Raw genomic sequence first — 17905 nt, forward strand, 5'->3', positions numbered from 1 at the left:
CGGTATCGGCCATTTCTTCTGAGGAGCCGACCATGAACCAAGTCGCATTGGTCACTGGCGCCGGTCAAGGTCTGGGTCAGCGTTTTTGCGCTCGGCTCCTGGCAGCAGGATTCGACGTGGCGGTCTCGGACCGTGATCTGGGTTTGGCCCAGGCCGCCGCCGAGCAGTTGCAAGGGGCGGGTGGCCGGGTATTGGCGGTGAAGCTCGACGTCGGCGACAAGGCCGATTTCGAACAGGCCCTGGCCCAGGTGCTGCAGCACTTCGGCGCGCTGCACGTGGTGGTCAACAACGCCGCCGTGACCAAAACCACGCCGCTGATGCAGATCAGTCCGGAAGAGTTCGACGCGGTGGTCGGCCTCAACCTGCGCAGCGTGTTCCTGGGTTGCCAAGTGCTGGGGGCGTACCTGGCCGAGGCCGGTTACGGCCGCATCATCAACATGGCCTCGCTGGCCGGGCAGAACGGCGGTACCGCTACCGGCGCGCATTACGCGGCGAGCAAAGGGGCCATCGTCACCTTGACCAAAATCTTCGCCAAAGAATTCGCCGCCCGCGGCGTCACGGTCAACGCCGTTGCGCCTGGGCCGATCGACTCGCCGGCGGTGCACGCCGCCGTGGCTGCCGAACGCCTCCCGGGCTTGCTGGCAAACATTCCGGTGCAGCGTTTGGGCGATGCCGACTTTCTCGGCGATCTCATCGTGCAACTGGCGCGACCTGAAGCCTACTTCACCACCGGAGCGACCTGGGACGTGAACGGCGGGTTGTTCATGCGTTGATTTTTTCGGGGCGCACGGCGCCCCCTCTGGTAACCCGAGACACCGGCCATGAATGAAGAACTGTTGAATGTAGTCGTGCGCAAGCGCGAGATCCAAGGGGCCGACGTGGTCGTCCTCGAACTGGGACGGGCCGATGGCGCCGCGCTGCCAGCCTTCGAGGCTGGCGCACATGTCGATATCCATGTGGCACCTGGTCTGGTGCGCCAGTATTCGCTGTGCAGCGACCCCGCCGAGGTGACCGTCTACCGCCTGGGCGTGCTGAAGGACCCTGCGTCCCGCGGCGGTTCGGTGCAAGTTCACGAGTCGCTGCACGAGGGCCGCGAAGTGCAGATCAGCACGCCGCGTAACCTGTTCCCGCTGGCCAGCGATGGCAAACGCTCGATTCTGCTCGGCGGCGGTATCGGCATCACCCCGATGATTGCCATGGCCCATGCCCTGCATCGGCAGGGTGCCGAGTTCGAGTTGCACTATTGCGGACGCTCACGCAGCCGTAGCGCGTTTCTCGACGAACTGGCCAATGCGCCGTTCGCTGCGCGGGTGGTGACCCATTTCGACGACGAGGACGCCGCTCAGCGTCTGGACTTGCCTGCCGTGCTCGGCCAGGGCAGCGCTGGCACGCACCTGTACACCTGTGGTCCGTCGGGCTTCATGGACTGGGTCATCGCGGGCGCACGGCAGCAGGGTTATGACGAGTCCCATATTCACAAGGAGTACTTTCAGGTCGAGGTCGACGCCAGCGGTGACACCTTCGAGGTGGTGGCGGCGCGCAGCAACAAGACCGTGCAGGTCGCCGAAGGTCAGACCATTCTCGATGCCCTGGCCAAGGTCGGCATCAAGATCGACATTTCCTGCGAGCAGGGTGTGTGCGGCACTTGCATGTGCGAGGTGCTCGAAGGCGAGCCGGACCATCGCGATGTGTACCTGACCGACGAAGAAAAGGCCGCCAACGACCAGATCCTGGTGTGCTGCTCGCGGGCCAAATCCAACAAGCTGGTCCTGGATATCTGAGGAGATGACCATGGTAGAGGTAACCCAATTTCGCAACGCAATGGCGATGCTCGGTGGCGCCGTGTCGGTCATCACCACCGATGGCCCGGCCGGACGCTTCGGTTTCACCGCCTCGGCGGTGTGCAGCGTGACCGACTCGCCGCCGACCTTGCTGGTATGCATGAACCGGTCGTCGTACTCCAACGAGATGTTCAAGACCAACGGCGCGCTGTGCGTGAACGTGCTGGCCGGTACTCACCAGGCGTTGTCCGGCGCGTTCGCCAACCGTGAGCTGGACATGGACCAGCGCTTCGCCAGTGCCGACTGGATGGTCCTTGAGAGCGGGGCGCCGGTGATGCAGGAAGCGCTGGTGAACTTCGACTGCCGTATCGCCCAGGTGCATGAGGTGGGTTCACACAGCATTTTCTACTGCGAGATCCAGGGCATCCGCCATGGCGGCGCCGATGACGGGCTGGTGTATTTCAACCGCGCCTATCACCGCGTCAGCGAAGCTTCGAAGGCGTGCTGAGGCGGCGCATGGCGAGGGCTGCCTAGCAGCCCTGGGCATCACGGCGTTTCGAGGTTATGGAAGACCACTTCGAGCATGCGATTCAAGCGTTGTACCTGGGCTTCGGTGAGCCCCTTGAAACTGCGCTGGAACAGGTCGCGGGTCACCTCCTGCATCCGCTCGATGCTCTGCAGGCCAACGGCAGTGATGCGTACCTGAGTCACGCGACCGTCCTCGGGGCTGGGCGCGGTATCGACCAGGCCGTCCTCCTTCATGCGGTAGACGATCTTGGTGATGGTCGAAAGCTTGGCGATGGCGTGGGTGGAGATTTCGGAAATGCTCGATTCGCCGTTCTCGTTGAGGATCCACAGCACGCGCCAGCGCGGCACGTCGAGGTCGATCTTCTTGAGCAGACGCTCCATGTTCTGGGTATAGCGGCCATGCACCCGGGCCAGCCAGTAGAAGGGGAAATCCTCCTTGCGAAATTCATCGCTGGCCGGGTCGTGATGGCGGTGACCTTTGCTTTTCGAGGTGCTCATCGATTCACTACTTGTGCGGAAATAGTCGCGACATCATAGACGTTTCAGCGAGTTTGGCCATGAAAAAGTGGCGGCATAATACTGGAAAGTTCAGTTGACATTTCACGTAATTATTCGCCATGTTAACGCCGGGCTCAGGTCCGGTATACATTCTTGAAAAGGGCTGCGCGAACATGACGATCATAGTTGAAACCCTTGACTTGGGCGGCGATGGCCCCCGAGTCGTGGTCAAGGACACGCTCGATGTCGCCGGTACTGCGACCCGTGCCTCTAGCCAGGCGTTGGAACATGCACCGCTGGCCGAGCGGCATGCCGAGGTGGTCAGCAATCTGCTGGCAGCCGGGGCACGCCTGACCGGCAAGGTCAGCTTGCATGAACTGGCGTTCGGCACCACCGGCATCAATCGCTACACCGGTACGGCGGCCAACCCGCGTTTCCCGGGGCGCATTCCGGGTGGTTCGTCGAGCGGCTCGGCGGCGGCGGTCGCCGCCGGCCTGGCCGATTTCAGCCTGGGTACCGACACTGGCGGCTCGGTGCGCATCCCGGCTTGCTGCTGCGGTGTGTTCGGGCTCAAATCCACGTTCGGCCGGGTCAGCCGCCAAGGTGTGATGCCAGCACGCACCAGCCTCGACTGCGTCGGTCCGTTCGCTGCAAGCCTGCCGATGCTGGTACGGGCCATGGGCATGATCGATCCGACCTTCACGCCTGCCCAGGTGCCGAGCCAGGCACGTATCGGTGTTCTGCGCGTCACTGCCGAAGCTGCCATCCACAAGGTGGTACAGGGCGCTTTGGCGGCCACCGGGCTGCCCCTGGGTAACGTCGAGTTCAAGCATTTCGGTGCCGCTTACGAGGCTGGCATGGTGGTGATCAACCGCGAAACGTTCGAAGGCTGCGGGCACCTGTTGGACACCGGCAAGGTCGGCGCCGATATCGCCGGGCGTTTGGCAGCGGCAGGGCAGACCAGCGACACGGCGCTGGCAGAGGCCGAAGGCGTACGCACGCGTTTCACCGAGGAAGTCGACCGGGCCCTGGCTGAATTCGACGTGCTGGCATTGCCGACCATGCCGGATTTTCCCTTGCGCCTGGAAGATGCCGCCGACACCCGCGCTGTCCTGGGCATGACCTCGTTGGTGCGCCCGTTCAACCTGTCCGGGCACCCGGCGTTGAGCATTCCGCTGGGCAGTGAGTGCGGTTTGCCGGTGGGCTTGCAACTGGTAGCGGCCAAGGGCGCCGACGAAAAACTGCTGGCGGTGGCTGAGCGCGTGCTGCTCAACCTGTACGCCAACACTCGATGCTGAGGTGACGATGAGCGATATCGTTGAGTTGCAGGCACGCCTGCAGCGGTTCGAAAGCCAGCAGGCCATTCGGGTCTGCATCAATCGCTACATGGAGCTGTGCGACCAGCTCGATGCCAGCACGCCGCTGGATGAGCTGGCGGGGCTGTTCAGTCGCGAGGCGGTGTGGGAGGGTAAGGGTGCCAAGTATGCGGCGAGCTTTGGCGGATATCGCGGGCGTGAGGCGATTCGGGCGATGTTGGCCACCTACATGAAGACCCCGGCGCACTTTGCCCTGAACGTGCACTTCTTGACCAGCGAGGTGATCGAGGTCGATGGCGAGGAAGGGCTGGGACGCTGGGTGATGTTACAGACCAGTACCTTTGCCGATGGCGCCTCGCACCTGAATGCGGCGCGATTGACTGTGCGATTCGTGGTCGAGGATGGGGCGTGGCGGATGGCGCATTTTCAGACTGAGAATCTGTTCAGTCGGCCGGTTTCGCGGTGGGACAGCGAGGCGCAGTTGCCTGTTCCTGGGCGGTGATTTGGGGATCGAGCGCCGCCCGCGCGGCGCTCGATCTCGAAAGCAGCAAAGACCTCAAGGCATGCCCAACCACTCCGGCAAAGCCAACGAAATAAACGGCACATAAGTAACCAGGATCAGGAACAACAGCAGAATCGACAACCAAGGCAGCGCAGCCCGGATCGTCTGCCCCAACGTCAACCCGGTCACCGCCGAAGTCACGAACAGGTTCAACCCCACCGGCGGATGCACCAACCCAATTTCCATGTTCACCACCATCACGATCCCCAGATGAATAGGATCGATGCCAAGCTGCATGGCAATGGGGAAGAAGATCGGCGCCAGGATCAGGATGATCGCTGAGGGCTCCATGAAGCTCCCCGCCACCAGCAGCACGATGTTGACCATGATCAGGAAGCCGATCGGCGTCAGTCCTTCGGACATCACCCACTGGGTGATCTGCTGGGGAATCTGCTCGGTGGTCAGCACATGGGCGAAAAGCATGGCGTTGGCGATGATGAACAACAGCATGATGGTCAGTCGCCCAGACTCCAGCAACACCTTCGGGCAGTCCCGCAAGCGCATGTCCTTGTACACGAACAAGGCAATGAACGCCGAATACACCGCCGCCACCGCCGCTGCCTCGGTGGGAGTGAACATGCCGCTGTAGATGCCGCCAAGGATGATCACCAGCAGCAACAGCCCCCAGAACGAACGCTTGGCACACCGCAGCCACTCGGCGAAGCTGGCCCGTGGTTGCGCCGGCAGCTTCTTGACCCGGGCAACGATGTAGATGGCCACCATCAATGCCACGCCCAACAGCGCGCCTGGCACCACACCGGCCATGAACAGCTTGCCGACCGACGTCTCCGTGGCGGCCGAGTACACCACCATCACGATCGAGGGCGGAATAAGGATACCCAGGGTACCGGCGTTGCAGATGATCCCCGCGCCGAACTCCCGTGGGTACCCCGAGCGCACCATCCCAGCCACGGCGATGGAGCCGACCGCTGCCACGGTGGCCGGCGAGGAACCCGACAACGCCGCGAACAGCATGCACGCCAGCACGGCGGCGATGGCCAGGCCGCCACGGATATGACCGACACAGGCATTGGCGAAGTCGATCAGGCGCTGCGCCACACCACCGGTGGTCATGAACGCCCCTGACAGCAGGAAGAACGGGATCGCCAGGAAGGTGTAGCTGTCGGAGGTCTCGAACAGCTTGATCGCCAGCGAGCTGAGTGAGTCCTGGCTGAACATCAGGATCGACAGCGCCCCGGAAAGGCCCAGCGAGATCGCGATCGGTACGCCCAGGAACATGAACACGAACAACAACAGGAACAGGCAGAGTACCGTCATCAGTGATGCTCCTCACCGGGGTTGGCCAGCTTGCTCGCTTCCGCAGCCTCGTCGGCCAGACCCAGGTCGTACTGGCGATGGGTGTAGAGGCGATAGAGGATTTCCAGGTAGCGCACGATGATCAGGGCAAAGCCCAGCGGCACGATCAGCGCGATATGGCCGATCTTGATGCCATAGCGGTCCAGGTCCTCGGCACCGATACCGGCCGCGAGCACCGCGCTCACCCATTTCACGCTGGCCAGCAGGAACAGCCCGGCGTAAGCCAGGCAGCAGGCGCAGGCGATCATCGCCAACACCCGCTGCACCGGTTTGGACGTGCGCCGCACCAGCACATCGACCCCCAGGTGGCCGGCAGTACGCACGCCATAGGAGATACCGAAGAAGATCAACCAGCCGAACAGGGCCTTGGTCAGGGCGATGCTCCAGGTCATTTCCTGGGCGTAGCCCATCAGATGGTCGCCGATGGACAGCAGCAGGTCGCTGGCCCAGGGCCAATGGTCACTGAGGCTGTAGAACAGTGCGTAGACGTTGTTCAGGGCCACGTAGATGAAGGTCACCAAGGTCATGGCCGCCAGGAGAAAGGCGATGGCGCCTTCCTCGAAATGCTCCCAGACACGCCTGAGCGATTGCATAGGGATTCTCCAGACAGAAAGGGCGGGCGGGCCACCCGCGCAAGGGGTGGCCCGGACAGCGCGGGAGGGCCGTCAGGAAGCTTTGTTGGAGGCGGCGGCAGCCTTGATCAGGTCGGCACCGATCTGGTCGGAGAACTTCTCCCATACCGGGCGCATCGCTTTGCGCCATTGCTCGCGCTGCTCGGCGGTCAGCGTGTCGATCTCGCTGGTCTTGGCGTCGATGATCTTCTGCTTCGCAGTTTGGTTGAGCGCCTCGGCCTGTTTATTCACCTCGACGGTGACCTTGTCCATGATCGTCTGCAGCTCGTTGCGCACATCTTCCGGCAGGCCGTTCCAGAACTTGGCGTTGGTGATCACCATGTAGTCGATCAGGCCATGGTCGGTCTCGGTGAAGAACGGCTGCACTTCGTTGACCTTCTGGCTTTCATAGTTCGACCAGGTGTTCTCGGTGCCGTTGACGGTACCGGTCTGCAGGCCCTGATAGACCTCGGCGAAGCTCATCTTGCGCGGGTTGGCGCGAATGGCCTTGAACTGCTCCTCGAGCACGCTGGAGGCTTGCACGCGGAACTTCAGACCACGGGCATCCTTGGGCAGGATCACTTTCTTGTTTGCCGACAGTTGTTTCAGACCGTTGTGCCAGTAGGCCAGGCCGCGGATGCCCTTGTCTTCCATGGACGTCAGCAGCGCCTTGCCTTGGGGGCCTTGCTGGAAGCGGTCGACTGCCGCCAGGTCATCGAACAGGAATGGCAGGTCGAAGATCTGCACCTGTTTGTTGTAGTGCTCGAACTTGGCCAGCGACGGCGCCAGCATCTGCACGTCGCCCAGCAGCAGGGCTTCCATTTCCTTGCCGTCGCCGAACAGCGACGAGTTGGCGTAGACCTCGACCTTGACCTTGTCCTTGAGCTGCGGGTCTTCGGCGACCAGCTTCTGGAACATCAGCGCGCCCTGGCCCTTGGGCGTGCTGTCTGCCACCACGTGGGAGAACTTGATGACGATGGGATCGGCGGCGTGGGCCATGCTGGCCATGGACACTGCGGCGGCGCAGAGGAGCGCCTGGGTCAGCTTGAACATCGATGTCACCTCGGATTTATTGTTGTAGAGGGTTGGCGTAAAGATGGACCACGGTGCGTGTATGGACAATCAGCTTTTGGATAAGGCAGCGTTCGGCAGAGCCGAACGCACTGTCATTGACCGCGCAAACGTTCACTATAGAAGATTGTGCGAATCCTCAAGCGCTGGATTGATCGAGCAAGCGCTGCGCCCTCAGCAGCACCGGCGCATCGACCATCTGGCCATCGAGCTGAAAGGCACCGGCACCGTTTGCCGCAGCACTGGCCGCCACCACCCGCTGCGCCCAGGCCAGCTCATCGTGGCTCGGCGCTAGCGCGGCGTGGATCACCGCCACCTGCCGGGGATGGATGCACAGCGCGCCGCCATAACCGATATCGCGGGCATGGCGCGTCGCCTGCTGCAAACCTTCGGGGTCGTCGATTGCCGGGAATACGCCGTCGAGCGGTGGCAGCAGCCCGGCGGCACGCGAATGCAGTTGCACCATACGGCGGGCGTGTTCGATGAATTGCCGGGCCGCGTCGCTCTCGGTGTTGAGGTCGAGGTCCAGGGCCAGGTCGAGGCTGCCGAACGATAAGCGCTCGACGCCATCGGCGGCGGCGATCTGCGCCAGGGCCAACAGACCTTTGGCGCTTTCGATGATCGGCCAGATCGGTTTGCCTGCGTGCCAGGCGACCGCGATCTGGGCGGCGTTTTCCACCTTCGGCAGCAACAGCCCGGCAACGGCTGGCTGGCGGGCGCAGAACGCCAGATCGGCGGCATGCTCGGCATGTTGCGGCGCATTCACTCGGACCCATACGCGCGACTGCGGCTCGGCTTGCAGGAAGGCTTCCAGGTTGGCGCGGGCTTGCTGTTTCAGTGGTTCCTCCACGGCATCCTCGAAATCGACGATGACCACGTCGGCACCGGCCGCCAATGCCTTGGCGAAGCGCTCCGGCCGGCTGCCAGGCACGAACAGTGCCGAGCGCACGCGGCTCATACCACACCGCCTGCGGCGAGATCGGCCTGTTGCGCGTCGTTCAAGCCCAGTTCGGCGAGGATGGCCTGGGTGTGCTGACCCAGCCCCGGAACGCCGTCCATGCGAGGGCTGAAGGCGTCGTTGCGCCCTGGTGGCAGCAGCGACGGCAACTTGCCGACCGGGCTGTCCACTTCGCGCCAGCGGTCGCGGGCCCGCAGTTGCGGATGCTGCCAGACGCCATGCATGTCATTGACCCGGGCGTTGGCGATCTGTGCCTGTTCCAGGCGCGCCACCACCTCGTCCAGCGACAGGCTGGCGAAGCGCTCGATGATCAGCTGGCGCAGTACGTCGCGGTTGTCCGAGCGTTTGAAGTTGGCGTTGAAGCGCTCATCGCTTGCCAGTGCTGGATCGAGCAATACCTTGTCGCAGAACAGCGCCCACTCGCGCTCGTTCTGCAGGCCGAGCATGAGCGTGCCGCCGTCGCCGGTGGGGAAGGGGCCGTAAGGGTAGATGGTCGAGTGCGAGGCTCCGGCCCTTGGCGGCGGTGTCGCGCCATCGTAGGCGTAGTACATCGGGTAACCCATCCATTCCACCAGGCTTTCCAGCATCGACACGTCGATGCGGCTGCCCACCCCGGTCTTGTCGCGCAACATCAGCGCTGAAAGCACACCGGTGTAAGCGTACATGCCGGCGGCGATGTCAGCGATCGAGCAGCCGGCCTTGGCCATTTCGTCGTCGCCAGGGCCGCCGGTCACCGAAAGGAAGCCGCCCTCGCTCTGAATCAGCAGGTCATAGGCTTTTTTCTTTTCATAGGGACCGCCTTCACCGTAGCCGGAAATGTCGCAGACGATCAGGCGTGGGAAGCGCGCATGCAGCGCCTCGAACGACAAGCCCATGCGCGCCGCTGCGCCGGGCGCGAGGTTCTGCACGAGCACGTCCGCCTTGGCCAACAGTCCCTCCAGGATGCTGTCGGCAGCGGGCTGCTTGAGGTCCAGGGTAAGACTTTCCTTGGAGCGGTTGGTCCAGACGAAATGCGAGGCCAGGCCGTCGACACGCTGATCGTAGCCGCGGGCGAAATCGCCGCTGCCGGGGCGTTCGACCTTGATCACGCGGGCGCCCAGGTCGGCCAGCTGACGGGTGCAAAAGGGCGCCGCGATGGCGTGCTCCAGGCTGACGACGGTGATGCCATCAAGGGGACGGGGCGTGGAGTGGGTCATGAGAGTCACCTAAGGTTCTGGGTTGCCGGGCGCGGCTCAATACAGGTCTGTCAGCGTAGTCGCATCGCGCAATTGCCATACCCGCTCGATCAACTGCTGGCCCTGGGCCTCGCTGCGTGCACCGGAATAGGCCAGCAGACGCTGGAACTTGGCTTCAAGCTCCGGGCGGCTGAGGGTATTGCCCGGATCGCCTTTGGGTTCGTCGATGGCGGCGCTGTAGTGGCGACCCTGCACATCGGTGACCTCGACACGGCCAAGCCAGCGCGCCGGGTAGGCCGCGTCGACTTCGGCGTCGAGCTGCATCTGCACTTTGTCGCGCAGGGCAGCTACCCGTGGGTCGCTCAAGGCCAGGTCGCGGAACTCCAACAGTTGTGCGCTACCGTGCACGGCGATCAGGCCCAACACGGTGCCCATGGAAAACTTGGCCTGGTGCACGGTGGTCGGCACGTTGACCCGGCCCAGTACATCGATGGCGCCCTGGTGGACGCGAGTGACCACCTTGGCGATCTGCTCATGGCTCAGGTTCTCGCGCTGCATCAGATGGAGCAGGGCATCGGCGGCGGGGTGGGTGTGACGGCACGAGGCATGGAACTTGAAGGAGGTCTCGACCAGCGCCCAGCGTGTGCCGAGACCGTCACTCAGGCGGCTCGGGTCGGCGTCGCTGGACATGCCAGCGGCCATGCCTTGCTCGCCTTCGAGGATGTTGCGTGCGCCGGTCAGACCGTCAGCGGTGAGGTAGGCGGCGAGCAGGCCATCGGCGGCAGCCTTGGCGGTATGCAGCTGCTTGGAGTCGGCGGCGTCGCGCAGGAACTCCCACAAACCGGCGGCCTGGGTACCGGCGCTGCCCAGCAGGTTGATGAACTGCGCTTTGTCGAAACCGAGCAGCTTGCCCACCCCCACCGCGGCCGCGAGGGTGCCGACCGTGGCGGTGGTGTGGAAGATGCGATAGTGCGAGCGACCGAGAAACTCGCCGATACGAATGCCCGCCTCATAGCCGGCGACCGCAGCCAACAGCAGGTCCTGGCCGGATTTGCCCAGGTCCTGGGCGGCAGCCAGGACCGCCGAGAACACCACGGTGGCCGGGTGCAGCACCGAGCTGTTGTGCAGGTCGTCCTGTTCGACCAGATGGGAAGCGGCGCCGTTGACCAGCGCGGCGAAGTAGGGCGATGAGGTACGCCCGCTGGTCAGGATGCGCGCGCTGCCCTGGGCGGGGCCCATGCGTTCGGCATAGCGCTCGAACAGCGGGATCGGGTGCGCGCCCTGGCTGGCCAAGGCCGAGCCCAGCCAGTCGAGGAACAAGTCTTCGGTTCGGTCCAGTACGTGGCCGGGGATCTGTGCGTAATGCAGGCCGGCAAGAAAGTCCGCCAAGGCATGGGTATTTTGCATGGTCGGGCCCTCAGAAGCTGCGTGGCAGTTCGAGCAGGTGCTCGGCTACGTAGGACAGGATCAGGTTGGTCGAGATCGGCGCCACTTGGTACAGACGTGTTTCGCGGAATTTGCGTTCGACGTCGTATTCGTTGGCGAAGCCAAAGCCGCCGTGGGTCTGCAGGCAGGCGTTGGCGGCCTCCCAGCTGGCCTTGGCCGCCAGGTACTTGGCCATGTTCGCGGCGGCTCCGGCATTACGCCCACTGTCGTATTCCTCGCAGGCGCGCCAGCGCATCAGGTCGGCAGCCTCGATTTCGATATGCGCCTCGGCGATGGGGAACTGTACGCCCTGGTTCTGCCCGATCGGTCGACCGAATACCACACGGTCGCGGGCATACTGGCTGGCTTTCTCGACGAACCAGCGGCCATCGCCGATGCACTCGGCAGCGATCAGCGTGCGCTCGGCATTGAGGCCGTCGAGGATGTAGCGGAAACCTTTGCCTTCTTCGCCGATCAAGCTGCTGGCGGGGATTTCCAGGTTGTCGAAGAACAGCTCGTTGGTTTCGTGGTTGACCAGGTTGGCGATCGGCTGCACGGTCAGGCCGTTGCCGATGGCATCGCGCAGGTCGACCAGAAAGATCGACATACCTTCGGACTTCTTTTTCACTTCGGCCAATGGTGTGGTGCGCGCCAGCAGAATCATCAGGTCGGAATGCTGGACCCGCGAGATCCACACTTTCTGACCGTTGATCACGTACGTGTCGCCTTTGCGCACGGCGGTGGTCTTGATTTTGGTGGTGTCGGTCCCGGTGGTGGGTTCGGTCACGCCCATCGACTGCAGGCGCAGTTCGCCGCTGGCGAGCTTAGGCAGGTAATAGCGCTTCTGTTCTTCGCTGCCGTTACGCAGCAGGGTGAACATGTTGTACATCTGGCCGTGGATGGTGCCGGAGTTGCCGCCGCAGGCGTTGACCTCTTCGAGGATGACCGATGCCTCGGCCAGACCCAGGCCCGAACCACCGAATTCCTCGGGAATCATCGCCGACAGCCAGCCGGCTTCGGTCATGGCTTTGACGAAGGCCTCGGGGAAGCCTTTTTCCTCGTCGATCTTGCGCCAGTATTCGGCAGGGTACTCGGCGCACAGTGCGCGCACGCCTTCGCGAATGGCAGTCAGGTCATCGTTATCGTAAGTAGGCATTGGGGTGTCCCTGTCAGCGATCAGTCGAAACGAACTTCGGCGCTTTGCGCCACACCGTCGGCATTACCGGCCCACAATTGGGCCTGGCCGGGCTCGACGAGGCGACCGGCTACCTCGAAAGGCGTCGGCACGGTCAATGGGCGTACGCCGCGATAGGCGAAATGCCGCACGCACTTACCCGGATTCGCGCGAATGAACGCATGCAGGTTGAGCGTGGCGATCATCGGGCCGTGCACCACCAGTCCGGCATAGCCTTCGGTGGCGGTCACGTAGGGGTGGTCGTAGTGGATGCGATGGCCGTTGAAGGTCACCGCCGAGTAGCGGAACAGCAGGGTCGGCGTCGGTGTCACCGACTCGCTCCAATCGGCTGGGGCATCTGCCTGGCGGCTATCCAGCTTGGGCGGGTTGGGTTCGCGGTAGACGATGTCCTGTTCTTCACGCACGCACAGTTGGCCGTCTTGGGAGTAGTCGTGGCGCACGGTGACGAACAGCAGGGCGCCTGTGCGGCCATGCTTTTCTTCGATATGAACGATGGTCGAAAGACGCTGGGCTTCGCTGCCGACCCGCAACGGGGCGATGAACTCGACCCGTCCGCCCGCCCACATGCGGTTGCGATTGTCGGCCGGAGGCAGGAAGCCACCGCGGGCCGGGTGGCCGTCGCTACCCAACTGTGCCTCATTTACCGGCTCCTGGAAGAAACACCACATCCACAGCGCTGGCAGGGGCTGGCCGACAGCCGGCGCAATCTCGCCGAAGGTCGCTGCGATGCGCTTGACCAGGTTGCGGCTCAGCTCGTCATGGACCTCTTCGGTGCGGCCGATCCAGGCGCTGTAGTCGGTAGGCGGAGTTGTAGCAGTCATCACGATGCCTCTGCTTTGTTGTTATGGGGCGATCATGCGAGGCGCCTGGCATTCTGTGAATTTGCATTTGCGTAAAGCCGCGTTCATGTATGCTGAACGCCATGATTGTGCCTGTATCGACGCTAACGCCCCCCGACCGGAGCCTCCCATGCATTTCGACCTGGCCGACCTGAGGCTATTCATTCATATCGGCGAGTCGCCGAGCCTGACCCAGGGCGCACGCCGCGCCTGTCTTTCCCCAGCTGCCGCCAGCGCCCGCATCAAGGCGCTGGAGGCGCAGCTCGATACCCGTCTGCTATACCGCGACAGCCGAGGTGTCGAACTGACACCCGCTGGCCACAAGTTGCTGACCCATGCGCGGTTGATCATGCGCCAGGTGGACTACCTCAAGGCTGAATTCACGCAATTCGGTACTGATTCGGCCGGGCATATCCGCATTTTTGCCAATACCACCGCGGTGACCGAGTTCCTGCCTGAGGTGCTGGCAGGCTTTCTGGCCAAGCGTCCAGGGGTGACGGTCGACCTGCAGGAGCGCCTGTCCCGGGATATCGTGCGGGGTGTGCTCGATGGCAGCAGCGACATGGGCATCATCGCCGGCCCGGTCGAGGCGAGCGGCCTGCAGGTGATGCATTTCAGCACCGACCGCCTGGTGCTGATCGTGCCCCAGGGGCATGAGCTGGCGCAGTACCAGCAGGTCACGTTGAAGCAGACGTTGGCGTTCCAGCATATCGGCCTGCATGACGGCAGCACGTTGCTGAGCTTTCTGCGCGACCATGTCGAACGCATGGGCTTGAACCTGTCGCTGCGTATCCAGCTTTCGAGCTTCGAGGCCATCTGCCGGCTGGTAGAGGCCGGTGTCGGGATCGGCATCATTCCCGAATCGGCCGCGCTGCGGAACAGCCAGACCATGAACCTGGTCACCATTACCCTCGACGAGCCCTGGGCGGTGCGTGAACGCAGTATCCTGGTGCGTGAACTGGAGGCGCTGCCAGGGACTGTCCGGGCTTTGATCGCGACCTTGATGCCAGAGAACGGCGCACAGGCACTGACGCCAAGCACCTAGAAGAAATTGCGCTGAGCCTTGAGTGTGACCACGCTTTCGCAATAGGTATTGATGCCGGCGTAGGCGTCGCAACCACCACCGCTGAGGTCGGAACTGCTGTAGATCAGGTCCAGGTCCAAGCCTAGCCAAGGGCGCGAGAGCTGTAGCGACCAGTCGGAGAAGCCATCGATCTGGCTACCGTCACCGATGGTGAACGGTGTGCCCAGCTGATGATGGGCAAGCTTGACGGTGAGCTGCGCATCGAGCAGTGGCAGCCGGCCGAGATCGGCGAACAGGGTACCGGTGCGATTGTCGGGGTTGTCGCGCAGTGCGCCGCCGAAGCGGCTGCCGAGTATCGAGACGCCGCCATACACGGCATAGCTGTCAGGTCCGGCGATATTCGGCTGGCTGTAATGGATCAACCCCACCTCATACCCCAGGGTATGGTCGAAGTGATGCTTGTAACCCAGATAGCTGTCCAGCCTCAGCGTGGAGTCGGGCGCTACGCCCATGCTCGGGGCATACTGGCCGACGTACCAGCCGCTTGGGTGGCTCAAGTCGAGGCCGCCGTGAAAGGCGCCGACGGCGCTGGGCGAGATCAGGCCCTGAGCCATGCTGCGTGAGGGAGTGGTACCGAGGGTGAAGTCGAAGTCGCCCAGCTGGCGGAGCATTTGCTGGGCGTGCAGCGCAGGGCTCAGCAGCAGGGCCGCGCCCAGCAGCAGAAGGGGCCTGGTCATGGTCACCGTCCTGGAAGGCTTGCTCTAAAGGGGCCAAGGATACCTGGGTTGACCGCAACGGGTATACCATGACGCCCAGCGTATCAACCGAGCGGGTCTTGTCCGAGAACCTTGCTCAGGGCCACCCGCGCATCCTCGAGCTGAACCAGCGAAGCATGCCGGGCCCCCAGCGCATCGCCATTCTGGATCGCGGTGAGGATCGCCTTGTGCCGAGGCAGGGCGAGTTCATCGAAGTTGGGGCGCTGGTTGGAGTAGCGCACCGATTCACGCAGCGCCATCGACAGCATGTTGCACAAGTAGGCCAGCAGGTCGTTGTGGGTTGCGTCGGCGATCCGTGCATGGAAATCCAGATCCGGCTGCAGGCGTTCTTCATGGTTGCGCGCCGCTTCCATGCGTTGATAGGCCTCATCGATCGAGGCAACGTCTTCGGCCGTGGCATTGGTCGCTGCCAGCGCGGCGGCGGCCGGTTCGATCACCCAGCGTACGCTGGACAAGGTATTGAAGAATTCCTGTTGCGGCGTGGCCTGCATCAGCCAGTGCAGCACGTCGGGGTCGAGCATGTGCCAGTCATGGCGCGGACGAACCAGGGTGCCGACCCGCGGGCGGGCTTCGACCAGGCCCTTGGCGGTGAGCGCGCGCATCGCTTCACGAAATACCGGCCGGCTGATCGCGTAGGTTTCGCACAGGCTCGCCTCGGAGGGCAGTTTCTGCCCGGGCTCGAGTTGGCCGGATACGATCTGCAGGCCGAGGTCCTGGACCAGAGTGGCGTGCATGCTCTTGCGCGTGGTGGGCTGGCGGTAGTTCATGTGAGGCGGGGGAGATCCTTCGGGCGGAGGCTGCGCATCATAGCATCAGTGGGAGGGGGGCCGGTCTTGTGTTCGTCGTGACATGCGCGGCGCCTTTGGGATCGAGCGCCGCGCGGGCGGCGCTCGATGCGTGCAACGCCACCCCATCCAACGACGAGCCCCCCAGGCATTCAGTGCGAATGCTTGGGCACCGCCGAGCCACGGCAGCCGACCAGGAAGTCGAAGTCACAGCCTTCGTCGGCCTGCATCACGTGATCCAGGTACAACTTCGCATAACCGCCGCTGATCAGTTGCACGGGCGTCTGCAGGTCGGCCAGACGGCCAGCCAGTTCCTCTTCGGAAATGTCCAGGTGCAGACGGCCCTCCTTGCAGTCCAGCTCGATCCAGTCACCTTCACGCACCGCCGCCAATGGTCCGCCGGCCGCTGCTTCAGGCGCCACGTGCAGCACCACGGTGCCATACGCCGTGCCGCTCATGCGGGCATCGGAGATACGCACCATGTCGGTGACGCCCTGGGCCAGCAGCTTGGCCGGCAGGCCCATGTTGCCCACCTCAGCCATGCCTGGATAGCCCTTGGGTCCGCAGTGCTTCATGACCAGGACCGAATCGGCATCGACATCCAGTTCAGGGTCGTTGATACGTGCCTTGTAGTCTTCGAAGTTCTCGAACACCACCGCGCGACCACGATGTTGCATCAGTGCCGGTGTTGCCGCCGATGGTTTGAGCACCGCGCCCTTGGGGGCCAGGTTGCCGCGCAGGATGCAGATGCCGCCATCGGCCACCAGCGGTTTGTCGAGCGGACGAATGACCTCTTCGTCATACAGCGGTGCAGCCTGACAGTTGTCCCACAGGCTCTTGCCATTGGCGGTCAATGCGGTGGGGTTGGGCAGCAGGTTGTGTTCGCCGAGGCGACGGATGACGGCAGGGAGACCACCGGCATAGTAGAACTCTTCCATCAGGAAACGCCCTGACGGCTGCAGGTCGACCAGGGTCGGCGTACCACGGCCGACCCGGGTCCAGTCTTCGAGCTGCAGGTCGACGCCAATGCGCCCGGCGATCGCCTTGAGGTGGATCACCGCGTTGGTCGAGCCACCGATGGCGGCGTTGACGCGGATGGCGTTCTCGAACGCCTCGCGGGTGAGGATTTTCGAAAGGCGCAGGTCTTCGTGGACCATGTCGACTATCCGCATGCCCGACAAGTGCGCCAGCACGTAGCGGCGTGCATCCACCGCCGGTATGGCAGCGTTGTGGGGCAGCGAAGTGCCCAGTGCTTCGGCCATGCAGGCCATGGTCGAGGCGGTACCCATGGTGTTGCAGGTGCCCGCCGAGCGCGACATGCCGGCTTCGGCCGAAAGAAACTCGTTGAGGTCGATCTGGCCGGCTTTGTAGGCCTCGTGCATCTGCCAGACGATGGTCCCAGCGCCGATGTCCTTGCCTTTGTGCTTGCCATTGAGCATCGGCCCGCCGGTGACCACGATGGCTGGTACGTCGCAGCTGGCGGCGCCCATCAGCAACGCAGGGGTGGTCTTGTCGCAGCCAGTCAGCAGCACCACGGCATCCACCGGGTTGCCACGGATCGCTTCTTCCACATCCATGCTCGCCAGGTTGCGGGTAAGCATGGCAGTCGGGCGCAGGTTGGACTCGCCGCTGGAGAACACCGGGAATTCCACAGGGAAGCCGCCAGCCTCGAGCACGCCTTTCTTCACATGCTCGGCGATCTTGCGGAAATGCGCGTTGCAGGGCGTGAGCTCGGACCAGGTATTGCAGATGCCGATGATCGGCTTGCCCTGGAATTCGTGGTCGGGAATGCCCTGGTTCTTCATCCAGCTGCGGTACATGAAACCGTTCTTGTCGGCAGTGCCGAACCATTGGGCAGAGCGCAGCGGGCGTTTGTGATCAGACATGGGAGGGGTACCTTATTGGTATTACTATTTGTCGTTATGGTTGTGAATGTACCGGCAAAAATGACGGATGTGAAGGGTTGTCGATTTAAATAGTAATACTATAAGATCGTTCAGCCAGGTCAGAGGTCTGCCAAAAAGCCCCGGCCCGGTGCTGTGCC

At 63.3% G+C, this 17905-nt stretch carries 18 protein-coding genes; 6 read left to right on the plus strand and 12 right to left on the minus strand.

The window, feature by feature from the left end:
- Positions 1-32: 32 nt before the first annotated feature.
- The 3 genes from KY379_RS17810 to KY379_RS17820 are packed head-to-tail and all read left to right on the plus strand — an operon-like array spanning position 33 to position 2289.
- Positions 33-773, plus strand: coding sequence for an SDR family NAD(P)-dependent oxidoreductase (locus KY379_RS17810; protein WP_133324296.1), 741 nt, complete (start codon positions 33-35; stop codon positions 771-773).
- A 48-nt stretch (positions 774-821) separates the two neighbouring features.
- Positions 822-1781: a PDR/VanB family oxidoreductase gene (locus KY379_RS17815; RefSeq protein WP_261241096.1), complete on the plus strand. Its 960-nt coding sequence runs from the start codon at positions 822-824 to the stop codon at positions 1779-1781.
- A 10-nt stretch (positions 1782-1791) separates the two neighbouring features.
- Positions 1792-2289: a flavin reductase gene (locus KY379_RS17820; RefSeq protein WP_133324292.1), complete on the plus strand. Its 498-nt coding sequence runs from the start codon at positions 1792-1794 to the stop codon at positions 2287-2289.
- A 38-nt stretch (positions 2290-2327) separates the two neighbouring features.
- Here the strand turns inward: KY379_RS17820 and KY379_RS17825 are convergent, their stop codons facing one another.
- Positions 2328-2807 carry a MarR family winged helix-turn-helix transcriptional regulator gene (locus KY379_RS17825; RefSeq protein ID WP_133324290.1) on the minus strand — a complete coding sequence of 160 codons (480 nt, stop codon included), beginning with the start codon at positions 2805-2807 and terminating at the stop codon, positions 2328-2330.
- A gap of 173 nt (positions 2808-2980) precedes the next feature.
- On the opposite strand from KY379_RS17825, the gene KY379_RS17830 reads away from it, so the two are divergent.
- Positions 2981-4105: an amidase gene (locus KY379_RS17830; RefSeq protein WP_261241095.1), complete on the plus strand. Its 1125-nt coding sequence runs from the start codon at positions 2981-2983 to the stop codon at positions 4103-4105.
- A 7-nt stretch (positions 4106-4112) separates the two neighbouring features.
- Entirely contained in the window at positions 4113-4625 is a 513-nt protein-coding gene (locus KY379_RS17835; RefSeq protein ID WP_261241094.1) for a nuclear transport factor 2 family protein, read from the plus strand.
- Positions 4626-4679: 54 nt separating this feature from the next.
- Here the strand turns inward: KY379_RS17835 and dctM are convergent, their stop codons facing one another.
- The 8 genes from dctM to KY379_RS17875 form a co-directional block, all read right to left on the minus strand.
- Positions 4680-5963, minus strand: coding sequence for a C4-dicarboxylate TRAP transporter large permease protein DctM (gene dctM / locus KY379_RS17840; RefSeq protein ID WP_133324284.1), 1284 nt, complete (start codon positions 5961-5963; stop codon positions 4680-4682).
- Positions 5963-6595, minus strand: coding sequence for a TRAP transporter small permease (locus KY379_RS17845; RefSeq protein ID WP_196173260.1), 633 nt, complete (start codon positions 6593-6595; stop codon positions 5963-5965). Before KY379_RS17845 ends, dctM begins: the two co-directional genes overlap by 1 nt.
- Before the next feature lie 72 nt (positions 6596-6667).
- A complete protein-coding gene (locus KY379_RS17850; protein WP_261241093.1) occupies positions 6668-7666 on the minus strand; it encodes a DctP family TRAP transporter solute-binding subunit in 999 nt (332 codons plus the stop codon).
- Between the two features lie 157 nt (positions 7667-7823).
- The gene (locus KY379_RS17855; protein ID WP_261241092.1) at positions 7824-8642 is read right to left on the minus strand and encodes an HpcH/HpaI aldolase/citrate lyase family protein; all 819 of its coding nucleotides are present in this window, start codon (positions 8640-8642) and stop codon (positions 7824-7826) included.
- Entirely contained in the window at positions 8639-9838 is a 1200-nt protein-coding gene (locus KY379_RS17860; protein ID WP_133324277.1) for a CaiB/BaiF CoA transferase family protein, read from the minus strand. Before KY379_RS17860 ends, KY379_RS17855 begins: the two co-directional genes overlap by 4 nt.
- Positions 9839-9874: 36 nt before the next feature.
- Entirely contained in the window at positions 9875-11224 is a 1350-nt protein-coding gene (locus tag KY379_RS17865) for an MmgE/PrpD family protein (RefSeq protein WP_133324275.1), read from the minus strand.
- Between the two features lie 10 nt (positions 11225-11234).
- Complete coding sequence (locus tag KY379_RS17870; RefSeq protein ID WP_261241091.1) at positions 11235-12398, minus strand: acyl-CoA dehydrogenase family protein; 1164 nt, start codon at positions 12396-12398, stop codon at positions 11235-11237.
- A 20-nt stretch (positions 12399-12418) separates the two neighbouring features.
- Positions 12419-13258 (minus strand): MaoC family dehydratase N-terminal domain-containing protein, encoded by an 840-nt coding sequence (locus KY379_RS17875; protein WP_261241090.1) that lies wholly within the window; start codon positions 13256-13258, stop codon positions 12419-12421.
- 148 nt (positions 13259-13406) lie between these two features.
- On the opposite strand from KY379_RS17875, the gene KY379_RS17880 reads away from it, so the two are divergent.
- Positions 13407-14321, plus strand: a complete 915-nt coding sequence (locus KY379_RS17880; protein WP_261241088.1) for a LysR family transcriptional regulator — start codon at positions 13407-13409, stop codon at positions 14319-14321.
- Here KY379_RS17880 and KY379_RS17885 read toward each other — a convergent pair.
- The 3 genes from KY379_RS17885 to KY379_RS17895 form a co-directional block, all read right to left on the minus strand.
- Positions 14318-15037, minus strand: coding sequence for a TorF family putative porin (locus KY379_RS17885; RefSeq protein ID WP_133324267.1), 720 nt, complete (start codon positions 15035-15037; stop codon positions 14318-14320). The two genes, KY379_RS17880 and KY379_RS17885, sit on opposite strands and share 4 nt — an antisense overlap.
- 83 nt (positions 15038-15120) lie before the next feature.
- Positions 15121-15843 carry a FadR/GntR family transcriptional regulator gene (locus KY379_RS17890; RefSeq protein WP_133324265.1) on the minus strand — a complete coding sequence of 241 codons (723 nt, stop codon included), beginning with the start codon at positions 15841-15843 and terminating at the stop codon, positions 15121-15123.
- A gap of 170 nt (positions 15844-16013) precedes the next feature.
- Positions 16014-17747, minus strand: a complete 1734-nt coding sequence (locus KY379_RS17895) for an IlvD/Edd family dehydratase (protein WP_261241084.1) — start codon at positions 17745-17747, stop codon at positions 16014-16016.
- Between the last annotated feature and the right edge of the window lie 158 nt (positions 17748-17905).

Origin of the sequence: Pseudomonas sp. HD6422 (assembly GCF_025377065.1) — a bacterium.
GTDB lineage: Bacteria > Pseudomonadota > Gammaproteobacteria > Pseudomonadales > Pseudomonadaceae > Aquipseudomonas > Aquipseudomonas putida_U.

What these genes read in the sequence shown, in the direction of transcription:
- KY379_RS17810 (WP_133324296.1), top strand. Translation starts at nt 33, where the DNA reads ATGAACCAAGTCGCATTGGTCACTGGCGCCGGTCAAGGTCTGGGTCAG.
- KY379_RS17815 (WP_261241096.1), top strand. Translation starts at nt 822, where the DNA reads ATGAATGAAGAACTGTTGAATGTAGTCGTGCGCAAGCGCGAGATCCAA.
- KY379_RS17820 (WP_133324292.1), top strand. Translation starts at nt 1,792, where the DNA reads ATGGTAGAGGTAACCCAATTTCGCAACGCAATGGCGATGCTCGGTGGC.
- KY379_RS17825 (WP_133324290.1), bottom strand. Translation starts at nt 2,807, where the DNA reads ATGAGCACCTCGAAAAGCAAAGGTCACCGCCATCACGACCCGGCCAGC.
- KY379_RS17830 (WP_261241095.1), top strand. Translation starts at nt 2,981, where the DNA reads ATGACGATCATAGTTGAAACCCTTGACTTGGGCGGCGATGGCCCCCGA.
- KY379_RS17835 (WP_261241094.1), top strand. Translation starts at nt 4,113, where the DNA reads ATGAGCGATATCGTTGAGTTGCAGGCACGCCTGCAGCGGTTCGAAAGC.
- dctM (WP_133324284.1), bottom strand. Translation starts at nt 5,963, where the DNA reads ATGACGGTACTCTGCCTGTTCCTGTTGTTGTTCGTGTTCATGTTCCTG.
- KY379_RS17845 (WP_196173260.1), bottom strand. Translation starts at nt 6,595, where the DNA reads ATGCAATCGCTCAGGCGTGTCTGGGAGCATTTCGAGGAAGGCGCCATC.
- KY379_RS17850 (WP_261241093.1), bottom strand. Translation starts at nt 7,666, where the DNA reads ATGTTCAAGCTGACCCAGGCGCTCCTCTGCGCCGCCGCAGTGTCCATG.
- KY379_RS17855 (WP_261241092.1), bottom strand. Translation starts at nt 8,642, where the DNA reads ATGAGCCGCGTGCGCTCGGCACTGTTCGTGCCTGGCAGCCGGCCGGAG.
- KY379_RS17860 (WP_133324277.1), bottom strand. Translation starts at nt 9,838, where the DNA reads ATGACCCACTCCACGCCCCGTCCCCTTGATGGCATCACCGTCGTCAGC.
- KY379_RS17865 (WP_133324275.1), bottom strand. Translation starts at nt 11,224, where the DNA reads ATGCAAAATACCCATGCCTTGGCGGACTTTCTTGCCGGCCTGCATTAC.
- KY379_RS17870 (WP_261241091.1), bottom strand. Translation starts at nt 12,398, where the DNA reads ATGCCTACTTACGATAACGATGACCTGACTGCCATTCGCGAAGGCGTG.
- KY379_RS17875 (WP_261241090.1), bottom strand. Translation starts at nt 13,258, where the DNA reads ATGACTGCTACAACTCCGCCTACCGACTACAGCGCCTGGATCGGCCGC.
- KY379_RS17880 (WP_261241088.1), top strand. Translation starts at nt 13,407, where the DNA reads ATGCATTTCGACCTGGCCGACCTGAGGCTATTCATTCATATCGGCGAG.
- KY379_RS17885 (WP_133324267.1), bottom strand. Translation starts at nt 15,037, where the DNA reads ATGACCAGGCCCCTTCTGCTGCTGGGCGCGGCCCTGCTGCTGAGCCCT.
- KY379_RS17890 (WP_133324265.1), bottom strand. Translation starts at nt 15,843, where the DNA reads ATGAACTACCGCCAGCCCACCACGCGCAAGAGCATGCACGCCACTCTG.
- KY379_RS17895 (WP_261241084.1), bottom strand. Translation starts at nt 17,747, where the DNA reads ATGTCTGATCACAAACGCCCGCTGCGCTCTGCCCAATGGTTCGGCACT.